The organism is Brumimicrobium glaciale (assembly GCF_004152935.1).
In the GTDB taxonomy this organism is placed as follows: domain Bacteria; phylum Bacteroidota; class Bacteroidia; order Flavobacteriales_D; family Crocinitomicaceae; genus Brumimicrobium; species Brumimicrobium glaciale.
Window position 1 is genome coordinate 567,917 of record NZ_SETE01000003.1, and the last position, 19,708, is coordinate 587,624.

Below are 19,708 nucleotides of genomic sequence, written 5' to 3' on the forward strand. Positions count from 1 at the left end.
TTGATAATTCCTTTGCTTGAATTTACAACGTCATTTAATTCCTTATTTCTTTACAATTCGATGGGTATATAATTTAATTCCATTGTCATCATAAATGTTCAATAGATAAGTTTGCGACTCAATATCTCCCATTTTGAATAAATAAGTCTGTGAAGCATCAGAACTTAAAGTTTCAGTTTTAATGATTTGTCCCGTTGTTGAAAGCAATTCAAAAGTCAATTTCCTTGTAGATTTTTTATTGGATTTTAAATAAATCACATCAGTACTTGGATTTGGATAAATCACAAAACTCGATTCTTTGGCTTGAATTTCCTCAATTCCTAATCCACTCTTATTGATTTGCCAGGTCACCGTATTCAAGTGAATTGTTTCATGATTATCTGTTCGCACCAATGGAGTATTGTCAACTACACTGAAATTTAAAGTATTTAATCCGTCAACTAAATCAATTGAAGCGATAGAAATATTTGTATTTAAAATGTCAATTTCAACGCCATTTAATTCCCACGAAAATTCAAGTGTATTCGGATTCGGTAAGATCAATGAAACTTCAAAATCTAAATCGATTGACCCCATTTGAAGTGACGTTTGCGTTGGATTGAAGTCATCTATTGGTCCTTGAATTTGATGTATCCTTTCAATAGTAGCTTCCTTGCAAACTGCACAATATTCATTGTTTAAAAAGCGCATTTCACAACTTTGATGAGGTCTATTCCATGATGCATCTTCTGGAAAAGGAAAAATATCAACGTTATCAGTTCCTATCCAATTTTTCCATTTGTTAGTTGAAGGATTATCATCTTGCGTTTTATTTGGCCTTTCGCCAGTGCTTGCAAACCAATATTCATCCGCCAAGTTGGCAAAAGAATGCCCTATTTCATGAATGAAAATTTCTTTTGCATTCGTATGTGCTGAAAAATAAGCGTAATCTCCTGCGCAACCTCCATATTCGGGAGTATTTACAACCACAACTGCAATGTCAAAGTTGGGAACATTAGCCGCTAACACTTGAGTCGTTAAGTTTGTATTTGAAGTATAAATACACCTGTGAATATCTTGATAATCGAAAGCAGTTTCTAAATATGTATCTGGATTGCTTATTGGAAATACTGGTTCCGCAACATCAGTGGCTGTGGCCGGATGCTTAATTCCGCTCTCATTTGAAATCACTTTAATTGCGATAACATTAAAGTATTCACTGTAGTTTGAATAGGGCACTTTAGTAAACAAATAATCTTTCAAACCAGTTGCATCCGTAATGAATTTCCCTTGATCAGCAGAAGTATAACCATCTCCTAAAATCACGAGATTTATGCGTTTGTCTGACGGACCGCTATTGTGTAAAACAATGGTATCAAAAACTTGAGAAAAAGTCACTCCACAGAATAGCAGAACAAACGGCAATAGAATTATTTTTTTCATAATTAAATAGTAATATTTTCTTGGTATAATTCAAGATCTCCTGATGGAAGAATATTCAGAATCTTAATGGATTTTATATTGTTTTTTCGATTAAATCTTAAGTAAAATTGACTTTTTTCTAATCGGTTATTTTGCGTGTTCATTTCACCTTCATTTCCATATTGTTCGATGGTTTGAATGAGCGGATTTTTTATAATCATTTCTTCTTGAACCACTTTTTTATCATCCAGAAGTTGAATAATTAAATTATCGGTCTGTCTTGGTGCATTAATAATTGTGTTTTCCTTTATCGTTCCCGGAACAACTTGTGTTTCTGTTAAAGTTATTATCGTTTTTTTGTCACCACGTTTTTCAATATCAAAATATAGAAAAACGATTTTTGAAACATCTTCTATCTCTGGAGTTTCAACTTCTTCTTCCATGGAAATATTTGAATCGTGGGTGGTTCCACAAGCAGAAATAAATAGTAAACCAAGTATCAGAAATAAATAAGATAATCGCATAATTAGCGTGAATTTTCAATAAAAATATGGATTAACTAACTGTTATCATAACTAATTCTTGAGTTTCGTTAAAAAGTCTCTTCAAAAAAAGAGAAAATATCTTTCACGACTTCCTATCAAAGATTTAAAGTTGTATTCATCTTAAAGGATATGTTTGCAAATAAACGGCTCTAAATGAAATACTGTGGGTAATCAATTTTAATCCTTCGAAAAATTAATGGTTCTACTACGAATTTAACTGTAGCCTACATGAGTTGTATTTTAAAGTATTTATCAATATTATCATTTCATTTTTACAAGCAAGCATATGGTGGTCTGTATTTCAATTGATTAGTCCCGGCGGGACGGCATATTAATAGCCAAGGACGTAAGTCCTTGGTTTAAAACAAATAGATATAATACAAATCCCCACAAAATCGACCTAATTGCATGCAATTAGGTCGATTTTGTGGGGATTTGTTTCGGTTTGTATCGTTTGGCGGATGGACTTACGTCCATCCCTATTAACATGCCGTCCCGCCGGGACTTCGGACAGTAAGTACTTAAATAACAGGGGTTTATCAAATTAAGCGAATTAGATTTTTAATAGAAAGTTTCCATTTAAATAAAAGTAGAACCAAATTAACAATCGTTTAGCTTCAATTAAAACCATAGATTTTAAAACTACCCACACAAAATCATATAGAACCAAATAAACAATTACATTTGAATTAAGAATTCTATTTTAAAATGAATTCTACAAAACTTGATGTTATGGATGACAAATCAGTTAACCTCGATACTTATTTAGACAATCATTTCATAAACCGCAGTAATTGGTTGAGAGCAGCCGTACTTGGCGCAAATGATGGAATATTATCCACTGCAAGTTTAGCCATTGGTGTTGCTGCGGCAAGTGATTCAAGAGAAGCGATTGTGCTAGCAACGCTGGCGGGATTGGTTGCAGGAGCTTTATCGATGGCAGCTGGAGAATATGTTTCTGTAAGTTCACAAACCGATTTAGAAAAAGCGGATATCGAGAGAGAGCGCATAGAATTAGAAGAAACACCTGAACAGGAATTACAGTTTTTAGCCGAAATTTATGAAGGCAGAGGACTTAAAAAGGAAACTGCAATGATTGTAGCACTCGAGCTCACCGAAAAAGATGCTTTAAGAGCACATGTGAGAGACGAGTTGGGAATCAATGAATCGAATAAAGCTAAACCTATTCAGGCTGCCTTTGCTTCAGGTGCGTCATTTACAGTGGGCGGAATGTTGCCATTTTTAGTCACGCTCTTTCTTTCTCTAGAAGGCATGGAATATTCCCTTTATGCTTTTGCTATTTTCTTTTTAATTCTTCTTGGAGCATTGTCAGCAAGAGCAGGCGGTTCAAGTATATGGAAAGCAGTGGTGAGAATTACTTTTTGGGGAACCGTGGCTATGGGATTAACTGCATTTGTAGGGTATTTGTTTAATGTGAATGTGGGGTAGTTTTGCTAACCATCATGTTGGTTAATGACTGTCACATCTTTTCTTTCAAAAGAAGCCAAAATGAAATATCCTGAGATTTTGAATAAGAATTTTGAGCAAATGTTTTAAGTAATGTCCGTGTTTCTTAATAAGAATCCATGAAGAAACAAGCAAATATAAAATTAGATTTATCGGAAAATGAACGTAAAAAGCTATGCTCAAATAAAGATGAAACACCGATTTTAATTTGTCTCACTCTGATTTATAAAACCCTTGAAGTCAATCACTAAAATTAAATGTTAGTATAATCCCAAAGTCTAACCTCTAACCTCTAACCTCTAACCTCTAAAAGTCTAATGTCTAATATCTAACTTCTAATGTCTCTAAATCGCGAGTTAATACAACAAATCACCATAACCCCAAATTAGAGTTCCCACCAATCCTGTAATTCCAGAGGTCAATGACAAGACTTCATGTCTCACATCTTTGATTTTTATAGTATTTATTTTTTCTTTCAGTCCAATATTAGATCGAAATAAATTTTCTAGTTCTGACTTTTTCAAATTCGAAAGTAAAAACTGAACCACTACAGATACAAAACTTAAAATAGCGCCAGATCTTGCAAACCAATCTCCTTCTGAATCTAGAGAAGCGTAAGCGGATATTAAGCTGAAAGCAATTCCAAAAGTTAATAAAATGATGGGTTGTCGGTATTTCTTTTTATCAATAATCATTTGAATGGTGTTTTTTGAGAAGCAAATTAAAAACTATTTACCGAATTACTCTACTAAAGGTTAAACATTTCTAACGTTAAGATTTTGTTCCTAAATTGATGGTTTAAATCACGAAATTAAAGAAATGATTAAAGATAATTTCTTGAAGCCACTTTCAACCTTCGCTTTGACCGGAGAATGGATCAAAGATGATTAATCTCATTTGAATAATACACTCTTTTGGAATACCGCAGAACCTTACATTTATTTCCGCACCACAGATGACAGTCGCCTGCTGATTGTTGGAGAAGATGAAGATTTTAAATACTTTATTTCATGTGTAAATTTGAGTATTATTCAAAACACATATTGATTCTATTATTATAGTCAATTTGAGATTACAATTCTTTGAAGAAAAAGTAAATCTATTGCCCACTAAACCCAAATCCATACATCTTCACCAACACCAATCCAAAAAGATCTGCGAGATCTGAGAAAGAACTTCTTCTCAACCCATCTCTTAACGATTAATGTGAGACATTCAGTCAACATACGATCCCTAAGTTCCGCTATTCCTTTACATTCTCCTAAAAAGTCCTTACTTTTGCATGAATCAAAAAATCAAAGAATACATGTCAGGAATTGATATCAAAGAGGTACTTAGTCAATTAGGAGTTAAAAACGAAGTCAACAGAGGAGCATCAACAGGTAAAAATTGGATCGATACTAAAGGCGATGTTATTGATTCATTTACACCAGTAGATGGTTCAAAAATCGGACAAGTAAAATTAGCATCAGTAGCAGATTATAACGAAGCAGTTGATGTAGCAACATCAGCATTTCATGAGTGGAGACAATGGACAGCGCCAGCGCGTGGAGAAGTTGTTCGTCAAATTGGAAATGCTTTAAGAGAATATAAAGAGCCACTTGGTAAACTTGTTTCTTACGAAATGGGGAAATCTTACCAAGAAGGTTTAGGTGAAGTTCAAGAAATGATTGATATCTGTGATTTCGCAGTAGGTCTTTCTCGTCAACTTTACGGATTAACAATGCACTCTGAGCGTCCAGGACACAGAATGTATGAGCAATATCACCCACTAGGAGTTGTTGGAGTAATTTCAGCATTTAACTTCCCAGTTGCAGTTTGGAGTTGGAATACAGCTTTGGCATGGGTTTGTGGAGACTCATGTGTATGGAAACCATCTGAAAAAACACCTTTAACATCTATCGCTTGTCAAAATATCGCACAAGAAGTATTTGCTAAAAACAATGTTCCAGAAGGAGTTTCTACAATGGTAATTGGTGGTCCAGAAATTGGAAAAGCATTAGCTGAAGACAAAAGAATCGCTTTGGTTTCTGCAACAGGATCAACAAGAATGGGTCGTTCTGTTTCTGAAGCAGTAGCGAAACGTTTAGGAAAATCATTATTAGAGTTAGGAGGAAACAACGCAATGATCATCACACAAGATGCAGACTTGAAAATTGTTGTTCCAGGTGCTGTATTTGGTGCTGTTGGAACTGCAGGACAACGTTGTACTTCTACACGTCGTTTGATTATTCACGATAGCATTTACGACAAAGTAATGAAAACTATCGTTGGAGCTTACGGTCAAATTAAGATTGGTAATCCATTAGATGAAAACATGCATGTTGGACCGCTTATCGATAAAGATGCTGTAAACAATTACTTAAACGCAATTGCATCAGCTAAGAAAGAAGGTGGAAAAGAATTGGTTGAAAGTGGAGTATTAGAAGGAAAAGGATACGAATCAGGATGCTACGTTAGACCAGCAATTATCGAAGTTGAGAATCACTACGAAACGGTACAAAACGAAACATTCGCACCGATTCTTTATGTGATGAAATATTCAGGAGATGTTACCGAAGCACTTAAACTTCAAAATGGAGTTGTTCAAGGTTTATCTTCTGCAATCATGACTACAAACTTACGTGAAGCAGAGCATTTCTTATCAGCATTAGGTTCTGATTGTGGAATTGCAAACGTTAATATCGGTACTTCAGGTGCTGAGATTGGTGGAGCTTTCGGAGGTGAAAAAGAAACAGGAGGTGGACGTGAGTCTGGTTCTGATGCTTGGAAAGTTTACATGAGAAGACAAACAAATACGATCAACTATACAACTGAATTGCCATTGGCGCAAGGTATCAAGTTCGATTTGTAATCGTTAAAATTATATTTTTCAAAAGTCTCGGCGGTAACGTCGGGACTTTTTTGCTTTTGTTAGATTGTTGGGTGCTTGATAGGGATGATGGAACGCGGATGACGCGGATGCAAGCAGCGCGGATTAGCACGGATTTTTTACATCTGGTTAATGCAGAATTTAGTCCCGTTTTTTTAATAGGAATCACGAATTACTCTCTTTTTTCACTGTGATATCTGTGGAAATAAATTAAGTACCAAAGGCGCTTTAACTTAACCCTTCTTCCTTTTTTTTCTTCTCTGCGGATCTCTGCACCTCTGCGGAACTCTGCGTAATTTTTCTTTTTTATCTCCTTTCATGATTTACATCATATTTTAATCAATCCCCACCCCTTATATTTGTCCCATATTAGAATAGCAATTGAGCTGCTAGTGAATATAAAAACTGAAACGATTCTCAATATCACATTTTTTCATCTCTCTAAATGTCCTTGGGAATTGTTTCTTTTTTTTCATAAAACTTACAATTCCATCTTAAAAATAATAAAAGACTAATTTATCTCTTATTAAAAAGTGACTTAGGTCATATTTTTTCTGTTCCTGTGGAATTACATTTGGGCGTTAATCATTGAAGAGAATTATGGCCTCCGTTTTTATGAAATTTCGGACAGTATTCTACACTTCAATTATCGAATATTCAAAATGAAAACTTTAAATAAAGAAGATCTAAAAAAGGCATTAATCTCTCTGAAAAAGAAGAAAAACGCTGTGATTCTAGCACATTATTATCAAGAAAAAGATATTCAAGATGTGGCAGATTATATTGGAGACAGTTTAGGATTGGCTATAGAAGCTTCCAAAACTGATGCTGATATTATTGTTTTTGCTGGAGTTCATTTCATGGCAGAAACAGCTAAATTATTGAACCCAACACGAAAAGTTGTACTTCCAGATTTAGCAGCAGGTTGTTCTTTGGCCGATTCTTGTCCTCCTGATCAATTCAAAGCATTTATTGACGCGCATCCAGATCATAAAGTTGTGACTTATGTGAATTGCACCGCCGAAGTAAAAGCATTGAGCGATATCGTTTGTACTTCTTCAAATGCGGTTGATATTATCAATTCATTTCCAATTGATCAGAAAATAATTTTTGCTCCAGATAAAAACTTGGGGAAATACCTGCAAAAAGAAACGGGTCGTGATTTAGTTTTATGGGAAGGCGCTTGTATCGTTCATGAAGCTTTTTCATTCGATAAATTATTGAAATTAAAACTCGAATATCCTAAAGCGAAAGTTGTTGCTCATCCTGAATCTGAACCTCATATTTTAGAAGTCGCAGATTATGTTGGGTCGACCAGTAAAATGATCAATTACATAAAAACTTCCGAAGCTGATACTTTTATCGTGGGAACAGAAGCTGGAATTTTACACGAATTGAGTAAACAAGCACCAGGCAAAAATTTGATTCCTTTACCGATTCACGAGGACAATACGTGTGCTTGCAGTGAATGTGCTTTTATGAAAGTAAACACATTAGAAAAAGTCTACAATTGCTTATTGCATGAAACACCAGAAGTTAAAATTGATCCTGAAATTTTCGATAGAGCGAAAGCACCGATTGTAAAAATGATAGAATTCTCAAATCTAGTTCCCCTTGAAAACTAAATTCGATATATTGATTGTTGGGGCCGGAATAGCTGGATTATCTCAAGCCATTGTCTTAGCAGAAAAAGATAATTCTCTTTCAATTGGAGTGGTCAGTAAATCTAAATTGCAAGAAACCAATACACGTTTGGCGCAAGGTGGAATTGCTGCGGTAATGTCAACACAAAGTGATAGTTATTTAGCGCATATTGAAGACACTTTAAACGCTTCTCAGCATAAAGCGAATAAAGAAGTGGTTAATTATGTGGTGGAACATGCGCATGAGGGAATTCACCAACTTGAAAATTGGGGAGTTCAGTTTGATCACATTCAGAACCAATATCATTATGGTTTAGAAGGTGGACATTCACAAGCCAGAGTTCTTCATGTAAAAGACCAAACAGGAGCTGCAGTTCATGATCAATTGATAAGTCAAATTAAGAATCACGATTCAATTTCTGTTATAGAATACAGCGAGATCGTTGAATTATTATTGAACAATAACGGAGAAGTTGGTGGCGCTTTAATTTACAATCACAAAGATAAAACTACGCTTCAGTACTCCGCAAAAATTGTAGTAATGGCCACAGGTGGAATGGGACAATTGTTTCAATACACTACCAATTCGGCCATTGCAACAGGAGACGGAATAGCTTTAGCCAATCATATTGGTGCTGAGATCTGTAATTTACATTCGATTCAGTTTCACCCAACAGCTTTTAGAGAAGCTGGGAAAAGTCAATTATTCCTGATATCGGAAGCGGTGAGAGGAGCAGGAGCACACATCATCAATAAAAAGGGAGAACGCTTTCTTTTTGCTTATGATATTAGAGGAGAACTCGCGACACGTGATGTGATTTCTGCTGCTATTTATCAAGAATTGAAAACTTCTGGAGAAGAAGAAGTGTACTTGGATTGTCGACATATTCCAAAAGAAGAATTAGCTCATGAATTTCCATATATCTTAGAAAATTGCTTGAAAGGAGGATTTGATTTATCATTTCAACCTGTTCCAATTACTCCAGCAGCACATTACAGTTGCGGCGGAATTCAAGTGAATATGAATGGAGAAAGTAACGTTCCAAATTTTTATGCAATTGGAGAATGTGCAAATACTGGTTTGCATGGAAACAATAGATTAGCTTCAAATTCTTTACTCGAAGCAATTGTTTTTACCCAAAATGTGGCCAATAATATTCTAGAAAAAGTTAAACAAAAGGAATTCAAATCTATACTACCTGAAGAATTAATTGAATTTTCAAACGATGAACCTGATTTCTGTAAAGCGGAAACGAATGTATTGAAAACTGTTTTGACGGCTTACTTTATCTCGAAAAGCGAAAATGATAAAGTCGAATTGTTGGAGATGGTAAGTTATTTTAATCAACAACTAAAAAATATTGATTCAAGCGAGTTGTCAGTTCTTCATTTTAGATGGAAATTAACACTTGTAGACCTCTTGTTAAAAGAGGAATTAAATCTTGAGAAAAACACAGATAACTTTATCCTAAATAAAAGTATATAATCATAGTAATCAAGTTGACTATGCCCTATATTTGTGGACTCTAAACTCTTTATTTTTGTGACACCGCATTGATAAAGGATTTAGGATAATACCATTTTGATTTATGAAGTTCGTCAACAAACGGATTTTAACTTCTCTCGTAATTTACTTCGGGTTTTTGAATCATAATCGGTATACATTTAGGGAATAACGAAGGGATGATAAAAGATAAGCTCAAGCAATTTTATAAGAATTTCAAATACTTTAGTCGAACACTAAAAACATATACCCTCAAAAAGTACAATCTCGCTGAGATTTTGATCATTTGGTCGAAACGACAATTGTCTCGTTTTCAATTTTTGGTGCTTTCTGGAATTATCGTGGGAGCTTTGGGTGGACTAGCGGGAATTACCCTAAAAACAATCGTCCATTATATTCAGTTTTTCTTAAGTAACAATCTTCCAATTACTCAAAAAATTGTTGCTCATGCTGTCTTTCCATTGATTGGAATTCTTCTGACAACATTAGTCGCTCGCTATTTATACAAAAGTAAAAAAGAGGTAAAGCTTTCTCAAGTATTAAACGACATAGCGCAAAATGATAGTGTTGTGGATAAAAGAGAAACACATTCTCAAATGATTCAAAGTGCTATCACTGTTGGGTTTGGTGGTTCAGCAGGACTGGAAACCCCAATGGCAATCACAGGTGCTGCGATTGGTTCCAACTTCGCACAACGTTATCGTTTAGGATACAAAGAAAAAACTTTATTACTGGCTGGAGGAGCCGCTGCTGGAATTGCTGCTGCTTTTAATGCACCCATTGCAGGAATCATGTTTGCATTTGAACTCTTGCTAACAGGAATTGTATTTTCAGATTTTATTCCCTTGGTAATTGCTTCAATCTGCGGAAGTTTATTGGCGAAAATTGTATTGAATGATGACATTCTTTTTAGTTTATCTGCCCGAGATCCATTTGATTATATGAACACTGTTTATTATTTGGGATTAGGAATTATAGCTGGATTTTATGCACGGTATTTTATCGTAATCAATGAAAAGGTAAAACATTTTTTTGACCGTTTTCCTCATGGAAGTATCAAAAAAGCATTGATTGGAGGTACATTACTTTCTATACTTTGTGTCGCATTTCCGGCTCTTTTCGGTGAAGGTTATGTGAATATTAAAATGCTGCATCAAGGTAAAATTGAATACTTAGTTTATGATGAAGTAATTAACTTTTTCAATTTTCCCAATACAACAATTGTAGTAATGTTGATTCTAACATTGCTCTTAAAAGCAGTAGCAACAAGTATTACGTTAAATTCTGGTGGTGTAGGAGGAAACTTTGCACCTTCATTAATCGCAGGTGGACTTTTGGGATATATTTTTGGATTCATCCTTATTTTAATTGGTTTTGAAAATGTTCCAATCACTAATCTCATGTTGGTTGGAATGGCCGGCGTTCTTTCGGGCGTTTTGTATGCGCCGTTAACAGCAATCTTTCTAATTGCGGAATCAAGTTCAGGATATGACTTATTTATTCCACTAATGATTGTTGCTGTAATTGCATTTTTAATCAACAAATACTTTTCTCCGATAAATCCGGAATTGACTAAATTAGCAGAGGAAGGAAAGATCTTTACCACCCGACATGATCAAAATATATTGACGCAAATTAGCATCACAGAATGTTTGGATGAAGAAGGAATTAGAGTCGACAGTAAAGCGAATTTGAAGACCATTAATGATTTGTTTAACAATACCAATAAAGCTATTCTGGCAGTTGTTGATGATAAAGGCCGTTTTTGGGGAATGATCAATAAAGAACACATGAGTAAGGTTCACTTGAAAGGAGAAGGCTATGAAGATCTTTTGGCCTCCGAGATCGCAATAAATCCAAGTAATCTTGTTTACATCGATGAAAAAATTGAAAGCGTAGTTCGGAAATTTGAAGAATCTGACACTTGGTATTTACCTTTGGTTGATGCGAATCACAAATACTTAGGATTTGTAAGTCGTTTTAAAGTCTTGAAAAAATACCGTCAGTTATTGAAAGAACTTTCATAATCGTAAATTTCTAAACATAAATATACGCCCAATAAATCAATACAAACTGAAGAGGAAGTCGAACATACGAAATCCAAGCGTTCTTGCTTTGCTTTTGATACATGCGTTTGGACATATAAATATTCGCAGGAAAAACGGCTATTAATAAAAGAATAAGTCCAATTGCTGCATAAGATCTTGTGGATTCAAACAACAATGCAATTCCAAAAAGCAGTTCAAAAAAACCAGAAATGTAAACCATCATTTTTGGGTAAGGAATAGACCTCGGCACTATTTTGATGTATGGTTTTGGAGCAATAAAATGCAGTAATCCTGCGATTATGTAGATTCCTGCCATTATATAAAGTCCGATATCTTGCATTGTTTGAGTTTTGAGGTTTTATTATTTGAATAATAAATCATATAATTATTTTCAATAAAAAATATAATAATGCAATCCAGAATAGTTTAGCTATAAATAATTTCCAGTTTTTATAGATTAATTCATACTCGCCTTTCTTTTTAATAAACGGATTAAATACACTAATGACTTGGACTACTAAAAAGTATGATATCAATTTAGCATACCAAGGGATGTGAAAATATTTAGTGTATAAGTCCAAAGCAATAGAGTCAGCTTTAAAAATAAATACAGGAATTAATAGGATTATAATCAAACCAAAAATGACATCTACTATGTTTGGAATTTTAGATTTTAATATGTTTTTGGTTTTCTCATTTTCATAGATGTAGGTAAGGTTTATGTTTTTAATTGAACTACAATCTACCACTAGTATGGTTCCGGGAATTGAGACAGCGATTTTGGTATTATCTCTTATTGAGTATCGATCTGCATTTTGTAAAATAACCTTATTTAAAACTGTACAATCGTTTTCATTTAATTCGTAATCCACAATAATGCCTGAGTACAATAAAGTTTTACTATTTGAATCTATAAGAATATCTGCTTTAGTAAATAGATGTTTTTTGTTCTTTCTTTCAAGATGTTTCATTTTTTTAAATTTGGCGTGATGCCCATTAAATAAATAAAACCAATGATTTTTAAAACGGAGAATTTTAAACTTTATATCTATTCTTGTTATTCTTACAAGCCTTCCCGTTAGAGTTCCAAGAAATAAACTACTTAGATACAAGAACCCAATAAATGGGAAAACCTCCTGCTTTATTAAGTTGTTTATAGAAACGCCGCTATTTTTGTTTTGTCGATGTTCAGGATTATTTATATCCTTTAATTTATTGATTATTCCATCAATATCAATCTTACTGAAAAAAGTATCGTAGAACCAATAAAAGGAACTTAAAACTATAATTCCTGGTATAATTGCTGATGCAATCAAACGTACTAAATTAAGACCTGAATTAAATTGTTTTGAGAATTCACCATAGTAATAAAATCTCCTAAAAATAAGACCTGGAAATAAAATTAAGATTATTACAACTACAAAACCAAGAGAAAAATTCATAAAAGTTAGGGGTTAAACGAAAACCTCATTACTTCCAGATTCTAATATTTTCTTGTTAATCTCTTTCATTCTAATATCATCAGAGAGAAGCCTTCTACCTTTTTCAGAGACAATTTTACTATTGTCGTTATCAAAAATTGATTTTATAGAAAGAACAGCTATAGCTCCTATGGAGATAGAAATTATATTATCTAATAAAGTATTCTTTTCCGTTTTCATATCTAAAAGGTAATGATATTTTTACAATATTATTGTTTTTTTTGAATTAATAATAGATTTGTTGACTTATTTTAGGATTATTGAAGTTGATTTTTTCATTCCACTACCGTTCCAAAATATTCGCCTTTTCAATGAATCGATTGCTTTTATCCCTATCATCTTTGGTGAAAAAGCTAATTACAACATATAAAATCAATGATATTGAAATTCCAATTATGGCTTGTTTGGCCGAAGCCACTTCCCAAGCAATTGGCAAATCCACTCCTAATGCAACAATCAAATTATAAGTGGAAAAACCGATTCCGAACAACATAGAGATTACCGCAGCTTTGCTTGTTCCTCGCGCCCATAGAAATCCTAATACCAAAGGAATGAATGCTCCTGTGGTAAGGAAATCTGAACCTATCCAAGAAATCTTAAGCACAGATTGAATACGCAAGGCGATGAGTAAAGCCAATAATGCCATTAAAAACGTCGAAAGTCTTGCAATTACAACACTTTTCTTCGGACTTACCTTTGGGTTGATGTATTTCTGGTAAATATCAACTGTCAAAGAAAGTGCTCCCGTGTTGATTAATGAATCCATTGTTGACATTATCGCAGCGCTTAATCCTACAAATAAAATAGCGCTCAAAACTGGACTTGAAACTTCGCTGATCATATTCGGAACGATTCCTCCTTCAGGAACAGTTTCGTAAAATACGGAAGAAAACATTCCAGTGTAAGTCACCATTAGATAGAGTGGGATGAAGGCGATAAAGCTAAACAACATCATTTTCCGAGCATCTGTAGCCTTCTTCGCTGCTGAAATTCTTTGCCAAACATTGGCTTGAATCATCCAAGAAGTTCCAAAAGTGATGACGTAAGCTAAATTATCTCCCACATTATTGAAAAAAGAGGTGTAGCCATCTTTTCCATTTATTTCAGCAACTGATTTCACAGCTTCCATTCCTCCGGCTTTTGTGTAAGCCAAATAAAACAAGAATATACCTGTAAATAGAAAGAATACGAATTGTAATAAATCAGTAATTACGACTCCTTTAAATCCTCCGAATAAGGAATAAGTCAACACAATTGCAGTTCCTAAAATGGCGCCGTTTTCGTAACTCATGTCAAAAAATGCATTAAAAAATCTTCCCATTACAATTACCTGGACAGTGGCAGCGAGCACCATAAAAATCACAATGAAAATGGTCAGCATTAAAGCTACTTTACTGTTGTAGCGTTGATTCATTAATTGTGGTTGCGAAATCGTTCCGACATTCCGGATTCCTTTTGCGAAAAGTAACATCAAAGCTGTGGCAACCAAAACTGGAACTCCATAAATCCAAAAAGAACTCAAACCATTTTGATGCGCATGATCCACAACATCAATCGCTGAACCTCCTCCCCACCAAGAAGCAATAAATGTAATTGCCAATAACCAAGCAGGAAGTTTTCTTGAAGCTAGAAAGTAATCTTCACTGTTTTCACTTTTTCTGTTCCAGATTCCAACAATAATCATTGCCAAAACATAGATAACTAGAAATAATACGGTGATCTGGGTTCTTGACATTGAGGACTTTCTTTTAAACAGTATTCTAAACCAACCAAGGAAATAGGGATTTGTTATTTTATTTCAACATTCAACTTTTTTAATTCTTCACTTTTTATTCACCACTTTTCACTTACCACTTTTAATTCTTCATTTTTCACTTTTAATTCATAATTCCTCCGTATTCAACCTCATTTTGATCAAATCTGGGTGAAAACCAATCTTTTTATACGCTTGTAATGCACTTTGATTTTCAGCGTAAAGTTCCAAAACGATCTCTATCAAGTTGTGTTTTTTAGACCAGTCAATTAAATATTCAACGATTTTACCATTCACACCTTTACCTCTAAATTCAGGAACCACATACATAAAACCTAAATAGGCATGGAAACGCTCCTTTTTTGTTGGTTCAGATTCTTCAATCGATGCATAGCCAGAAGCGACTAATTTATTGTCCACTTCCGCAACAACAAAGCAAGAATTCTCGTTTTTGATGAGGTCTTCAATAGCATAATAATGAATAGGGTCTGGTTTCAATTGCGGGGCAAAAGGACGTTCATATTGAATTACACCTTGCTCAAATTCCTCCAATGCACTAAGGTCGTCCATGGTAGCTGGTCTAAGTTTTATCTCCTGCATATCTCGTATAGATTTTTCAGATATTAAAACTAATCAATTATTCTAATTAGAAATTATGGAAAACTAAAATTCTTTAGATTATTGATCAAAATGTCAACTATTTTAAGGTAAGATTATATCTTTTTCTGCGTATTATATTCGACAAGCTCAATGCAGCGCTCCGCTCCTCAGTATATCCCATACAGTTGTGGGGATTGCGTAATTTTTCCATTGTAAACCTTCACTTCTCTACCCAACCCCACGTACTTCAATTCCTCTTTTTTCTCTGCGAACCTTTGCCCCTCAGCGCATCTCTGCGTAATTCTTTCACGAAACTGACAAAAGTCATACAATATATAAAGACAAAAACATCCTTTATTTAAATTCCTTCCGTAGATTTGTTCTAAATAGTAAAACAAACAGTTATGGAAACATTAGATGTAACGAAAATAGAACCAAGATTTAAGCACCCAGCTATATTTGACAAATTTGCAGAATTAGCGAATAAGGAGCACTTTATTATTCACAATGATCACGATCCAAAGCCATTGTATTATCAAATGTTGGCTGAGTTAGGAGAAGTCTTTACTTGGGAATATATTCTTGAAGGCCCTGAATTTTGGGAAGTAAAGATCACTAAAGTAACGAAAGAAGAAAAAATCGCTACGATGGGTGAGATGGTAGCCGAAGATTTCCGTAAAGCGGAAGTATTTAGAAAATACGGTCTAGACTTTTGTTGTGGAGGTAAGATTTCTGTTCAAAGAGCATGTGAGAAAAAAGGAATTGACCACAAAGAAGTGCAAAGAGATCTTGATGCATTAAATAATGATAAAGGATCTAGAAATGAAAATTTCAATGATTGGGAATTGGATTTCCTTTGTGACTTCATCGTTAATAATCACCATAAATATGTAACTGATTCTCTTCCAATGTTGTTAGAATACAGTGCGAAAGTAGCACGTGTTCATGGAGAAGCGCATCCTGAAACGATTGATATCGCTCATTACTTTAAGAATGTCGCAGATGAATTAACAAGTCACATGCCGAAAGAGGAGAATGTTCTATTCCCTTATATTAAAGAAATGGTGGCTGCAAAAAAAGCAGGAACGAAAGTCCCAAAACCAGAATTCGGAACTATCGTAAATCCTATCAATATGATGGAAGCTGAACATTTAGCTGCTGGAGATGATTTGGAAAAAGTGAACGGCTTAAGTGATAATTATACACCTCCTGCAAGTGCATGTAATACGTATCGTGTATTGTATGCTAAGCTCGCAGAATTTGAAAAAGATTTACACCAACACATTCATTTAGAAAATAATATATTGTTTAAAAAAGCGATTGAATTGGAGAAAGAAGTGATGGCTTAAACTGATATTAAAGAGTAACTTATGAAAATCAACGGAAATACTAAAGTATCCAAGGTGATTAAAGAAAACAAGGAGGCGATTGAAGTGATTGCCTCTTTGAATTCTCATTTTACGAAGTTAAGAAATCCAATTTTACGCAGACTTATGGTTCCGCGTTATACTTTGGAGAAATTAGCGACAGAAGTACAATGTGAAACACAATTTTTACTGGATCAACTAAATAAAATTGGTTTTGAAATTGAGGGTAAAAAGGAAATCTATGAGGATCCAAAACAACTCATTCTTTTTAATTCAAGATTAGAATTTATAGAAGACAAAATGGTAAAACCATTAGATCTAATTCCTATTCTAGCTCAGAGTAAAGAAACTTTGTTTGATGTGATAGAAAAGGCATTAAAAAACCTTCGATCAAATGAAGTGTTGGAGGCTCAGTTGGACTTAAATCCAGTATTTCTAACCAAACTATTTCAGAAAACTGGCTATAAAGCATTGACAGTATTTATTGAAGGAAATTATCATATCTATTTTAAAGCGGACATTACCAAGTTTCATAAAATTAATGAACGCTTTTTTATTAAATCAGTGAATTTCAAATAAAATATTTTGGTACAAAATCAAAAACCATGAAAATCAACGGAAATACAAAAGTATCCAAAGTGATTAAAGAAAATATGGATGCGATTGAAGTAATTGCCTCTTTGAATTCTCATTTTACCAAGCTAAGAAATCCGATTTTACGTCGGCTTTTGGCACCTCGTGTAAGCATTGCTGAAGCAGCGAAAATAGGAAAATGTGATGCACAAGTAATGCTCGATGCTTTGGTTGCTATCGGATTTGAATTGGAGAGTGAGACGGTTGACCAGAAAGTAAAAAGTGATCTCGCAGAAGATAATTACAAAAATGAATTTCTTGAAGGTCAAAAAATCACTTTACTTGATGTGCGTCCATTTTTAGCAAAAGGCGAAGATCCGTTCAATATCTTACAAAAATCATTAAAAAAGCTTCGAATTGGTGAGGTTTTGGAGGTTTTAATCGATTTTGAGCCTATTCCATTAATTAGAATTCAAGAGAAAAAAGGATATTTAACTCTAACTGTTGTTGAAGAAGGAGTTTTTCATACTTATTTTAAAGCAGGAGAATTAATTAAAGAAGAAGCTCCAATTTCTAATGACGGCATTAAAACTATTAGTGAATCGGATTACAATAACTTAGTCAATACTTATCCTGGCGAAATAATAAACTTAGATGTTCGAAATTTAGAAATGCCTGAACCTTTGGTGAAAATTCTTGAAGCAATTGAAATTCTTGATGAAAGCACAGGTTTGAAAATATTTCACAAGAAAATTCCGCAGCATTTATTGCCAGAGTTAGTGGCTAAAAATTTGAACACCTTTATTTGTCCAATCTCAGAAGGAAATGTGATGATGTTTATTACCAAAAAACATGTTTAACCAAGGAACAAATAGAGCCCCTTCTGCAAATTCTGTAATTCCATTTTTTGTTTTATCCGCCGTAAGTTGGTTGATAGGAATCGTTTTTATATCATTCAATCCAGATTCGGTCTTAACATCTGTTTACTTCAATGAAGTAATGCTCACCATTACACACATTTTGGTGCTAGGATTTGTAACTTCTGTGATTTTTGGTGCACTTTTTCAACTTTTACCCGTTATTTTTCTACAAAACATCTATTCAGAAAAGCTAACCAAATCTATTTTCTATCTGCTGCTCTTTGGAACAATCGGACTCTGTTTTTCATTCTATTTTGATAGCAACGGAATTGGGCTCACAGTTTTCGGGAGTTTACTCAACATTGCGGTGATATTATTCATTTTCAATGTCTGGAAAACAATCGGGAAATCTAAAGAAAATAAAGTCGCAAAACTCTTCATTAAAACAAGTGTAGTTTGGCTGGCTTTAACCGCAATAGCAGGATTACTTTTGGCCATTAATTTCTTAATACCTTTTCTTCCATTTGCACATTTAGAATTGCTAAAAGTTCATGCTCATTTTGGAATAATTGGCTGGTTCGTATTTTTAATTATTGGCGTTTCAAGTGTACTCATTCCGATGTTTTTATTGGTGCATAACTTGGAAAGCAGACCACTTTATTTTGCTTATGTTTTACTCCTTTCAAGTTTGATTTTAGGTGGAATAAGTAAAGTAATTAGCATCCCAACATTAATGTATATCAGCTATGGTTTAGGAGTTCTCGGATTCATTTATTATTTGAATTTCATACATGTTGTATATAAAATGCGATTGCGTAGGAAATTGGATTTTGGACTCAAAAAAACCATGATTGCTTTTCCATCTTTAATCGTTGTGATTATCGGTTCAATTTTCTTTATCGCTGGATTTCACACAGATTTTAACCTTAGCGCTTTCTATGTAATTGTTCTAATTATTGGATTTATTGCCACTCTGATTTTAGGACAATTCTATAAAACATTGCCATTCATAGTTTGGCTGAAAATCTACAAACCATTCGTTGGAAAAGAGAAAACACTTTTGCCCAAAGATTTATATAATTACACAATTTTGAAGTATCAATTTTATTCCCACGTAAGCGGATTTATTCTGTTTTTCGCCAGTTTATTACTCAATCTTATTAGTTTATTCTATATCGGAATAGGACTATTGATGATTGGAGCCGTTTTATTCTTAATCAATGTAATGCAAATTGTATTTCATCAAAAGCAAACATTATGACAAGTCAAAACATAGAAAACATCTCTGAAATGGGAATTTTCCAAAGTCTAAAAGAAGTTATAGATCCAGAATTATATGTAAACATTGTCGATTTAGGTTTGGTGTATGGAGTTATCCTAACAAAAGATCCATTATCAGTAAAAATTGAATTGACTTTGACTTCAAAAGGTTGTCCGATGGGTGATGCAATTATTCAAGATGTTGAACAAACGTTAATGCGTTTATATCCTGGATTAACCGTCAATGTTGAATTGGTTTGGGAACCATCATGGAGCATGGACATGGTGACAGATGAAGGGCATGCAGCTTTGAACGGTTTTTAATTCTCTTCAT

Annotated in this window: 19 protein-coding genes; 11 read left to right on the top strand and 8 right to left on the bottom strand. The window is 34.0% G+C overall.

Annotation, left to right across the window (positions count from 1 at the left end):
- Positions 1–42: 42 nt before the first annotated feature.
- Complete coding sequence (locus ERX46_RS09645; RefSeq protein WP_130093650.1) at positions 43–1,422, bottom strand: M64 family metallopeptidase; 1,380 nt, start codon at positions 1,420–1,422, stop codon at positions 43–45.
- A 2-nt stretch (positions 1,423–1,424) separates the two neighbouring features.
- Positions 1,425–1,925: a hypothetical protein gene (locus tag ERX46_RS09650; protein WP_130093651.1), complete on the bottom strand. Its 501-nt coding sequence runs from the start codon at positions 1,923–1,925 to the stop codon at positions 1,425–1,427.
- A gap of 729 nt (positions 1,926–2,654) precedes the next feature.
- Between ERX46_RS09650 and ERX46_RS09655 the strand changes: the two genes are divergently transcribed.
- Positions 2,655–3,395 carry a VIT1/CCC1 transporter family protein gene (locus tag ERX46_RS09655; RefSeq protein WP_394345115.1) on the top strand — a complete coding sequence of 247 codons (741 nt, stop codon included), beginning with the start codon at positions 2,655–2,657 and terminating at the stop codon, positions 3,393–3,395.
- A 137-nt stretch (positions 3,396–3,532) separates the two neighbouring features.
- On the top strand, positions 3,533–3,664 hold the full coding sequence (locus ERX46_RS17780; RefSeq protein WP_262708087.1) for a hypothetical protein: 132 nt from the start codon (positions 3,533–3,535) through the stop codon (positions 3,662–3,664).
- 105 nt (positions 3,665–3,769) lie between these two features.
- Here ERX46_RS17780 and ERX46_RS09660 read toward each other — a convergent pair whose 3' ends face one another.
- A complete protein-coding gene (locus ERX46_RS09660) occupies positions 3,770–4,108 on the bottom strand; it encodes a hypothetical protein (RefSeq protein ID WP_130093652.1) in 339 nt (112 codons plus the stop codon).
- 587 nt (positions 4,109–4,695) lie between these two features.
- On the opposite strand from ERX46_RS09660, the gene amaB reads away from it, so the two are divergent.
- The 4 genes from amaB (at position 4,696) to ERX46_RS09680 (ending at position 11,459) form a co-directional block, all read left to right on the top strand.
- Positions 4,696–6,267, top strand: coding sequence for an L-piperidine-6-carboxylate dehydrogenase (amaB, locus tag ERX46_RS09665; protein ID WP_130093653.1), 1,572 nt, complete (start codon positions 4,696–4,698; stop codon positions 6,265–6,267).
- 680 nt (positions 6,268–6,947) lie between these two features.
- Positions 6,948–7,910: a quinolinate synthase NadA gene (gene nadA, locus ERX46_RS09670; RefSeq protein ID WP_130093654.1), complete on the top strand. Its 963-nt coding sequence runs from the start codon at positions 6,948–6,950 to the stop codon at positions 7,908–7,910.
- Complete coding sequence (locus ERX46_RS09675) at positions 7,900–9,414, top strand: L-aspartate oxidase (RefSeq protein WP_130093655.1); 1,515 nt, start codon at positions 7,900–7,902, stop codon at positions 9,412–9,414. The genes nadA and ERX46_RS09675 overlap by 11 nt, the downstream gene beginning before the upstream one ends.
- A gap of 197 nt (positions 9,415–9,611) precedes the next feature.
- Positions 9,612–11,459, top strand: a complete 1,848-nt coding sequence (locus ERX46_RS09680; protein WP_242494560.1) for a chloride channel protein — start codon at positions 9,612–9,614, stop codon at positions 11,457–11,459.
- 10 nt (positions 11,460–11,469) lie between these two features.
- On the opposite strand, the gene ERX46_RS09685 is transcribed toward ERX46_RS09680, so the two are convergent.
- The 5 genes from ERX46_RS09685 to ERX46_RS09705 form a co-directional block, all read right to left on the bottom strand.
- Positions 11,470–11,820 (bottom strand): DoxX family protein, encoded by a 351-nt coding sequence (locus ERX46_RS09685; protein ID WP_130093656.1) that lies wholly within the window; start codon positions 11,818–11,820, stop codon positions 11,470–11,472.
- Between the two features lie 37 nt (positions 11,821–11,857).
- The gene (locus ERX46_RS09690) at positions 11,858–12,922 is read right to left on the bottom strand and encodes a hypothetical protein (RefSeq protein WP_130093657.1); all 1,065 of its coding nucleotides are present in this window, start codon (positions 12,920–12,922) and stop codon (positions 11,858–11,860) included.
- 12 nt (positions 12,923–12,934) lie between these two features.
- A complete protein-coding gene (locus ERX46_RS09695) occupies positions 12,935–13,141 on the bottom strand; it encodes a hypothetical protein (protein WP_130093658.1) in 207 nt (68 codons plus the stop codon).
- Positions 13,142–13,244: 103 nt separating this feature from the next.
- Complete coding sequence (locus ERX46_RS09700) at positions 13,245–14,696, bottom strand: sodium:solute symporter family protein (RefSeq protein WP_130093659.1); 1,452 nt, start codon at positions 14,694–14,696, stop codon at positions 13,245–13,247.
- Positions 14,697–14,843: 147 nt separating this feature from the next.
- Entirely contained in the window at positions 14,844–15,314 is a 471-nt protein-coding gene (locus tag ERX46_RS09705; RefSeq protein ID WP_130093660.1) for a GNAT family N-acetyltransferase, read from the bottom strand.
- Positions 15,315–15,718: 404 nt separating this feature from the next.
- On the opposite strand from ERX46_RS09705, the gene ric reads away from it, so the two are divergent.
- Genes ric through ERX46_RS09730 form a run of 5 tightly spaced genes read left to right on the top strand, consistent with a single transcriptional unit; the run spans position 15,719 to position 19,698 of the window.
- Complete coding sequence (gene ric, locus ERX46_RS09710; RefSeq protein WP_130093661.1) at positions 15,719–16,663, top strand: iron-sulfur cluster repair di-iron protein; 945 nt, start codon at positions 15,719–15,721, stop codon at positions 16,661–16,663.
- A gap of 21 nt (positions 16,664–16,684) precedes the next feature.
- Entirely contained in the window at positions 16,685–17,260 is a 576-nt protein-coding gene (locus ERX46_RS09715; RefSeq protein ID WP_130093662.1) for a DUF1858 domain-containing protein, read from the top strand.
- Positions 17,261–17,286: 26 nt separating this feature from the next.
- Complete coding sequence (locus ERX46_RS09720; protein ID WP_130093663.1) at positions 17,287–18,114, top strand: DUF1858 domain-containing protein; 828 nt, start codon at positions 17,287–17,289, stop codon at positions 18,112–18,114.
- Positions 18,107–19,375 carry a hypothetical protein gene (locus ERX46_RS09725; RefSeq protein WP_130093664.1) on the top strand — a complete coding sequence of 423 codons (1,269 nt, stop codon included), beginning with the start codon at positions 18,107–18,109 and terminating at the stop codon, positions 19,373–19,375. The genes ERX46_RS09720 and ERX46_RS09725 overlap by 8 nt, the downstream gene beginning before the upstream one ends.
- Positions 19,372–19,698: a metal-sulfur cluster assembly factor gene (locus ERX46_RS09730; protein ID WP_207214150.1), complete on the top strand. Its 327-nt coding sequence runs from the start codon at positions 19,372–19,374 to the stop codon at positions 19,696–19,698. The genes ERX46_RS09725 and ERX46_RS09730 overlap by 4 nt, the downstream gene beginning before the upstream one ends.
- The last annotated feature ends 10 nt before the right edge of the window (positions 19,699–19,708 follow it).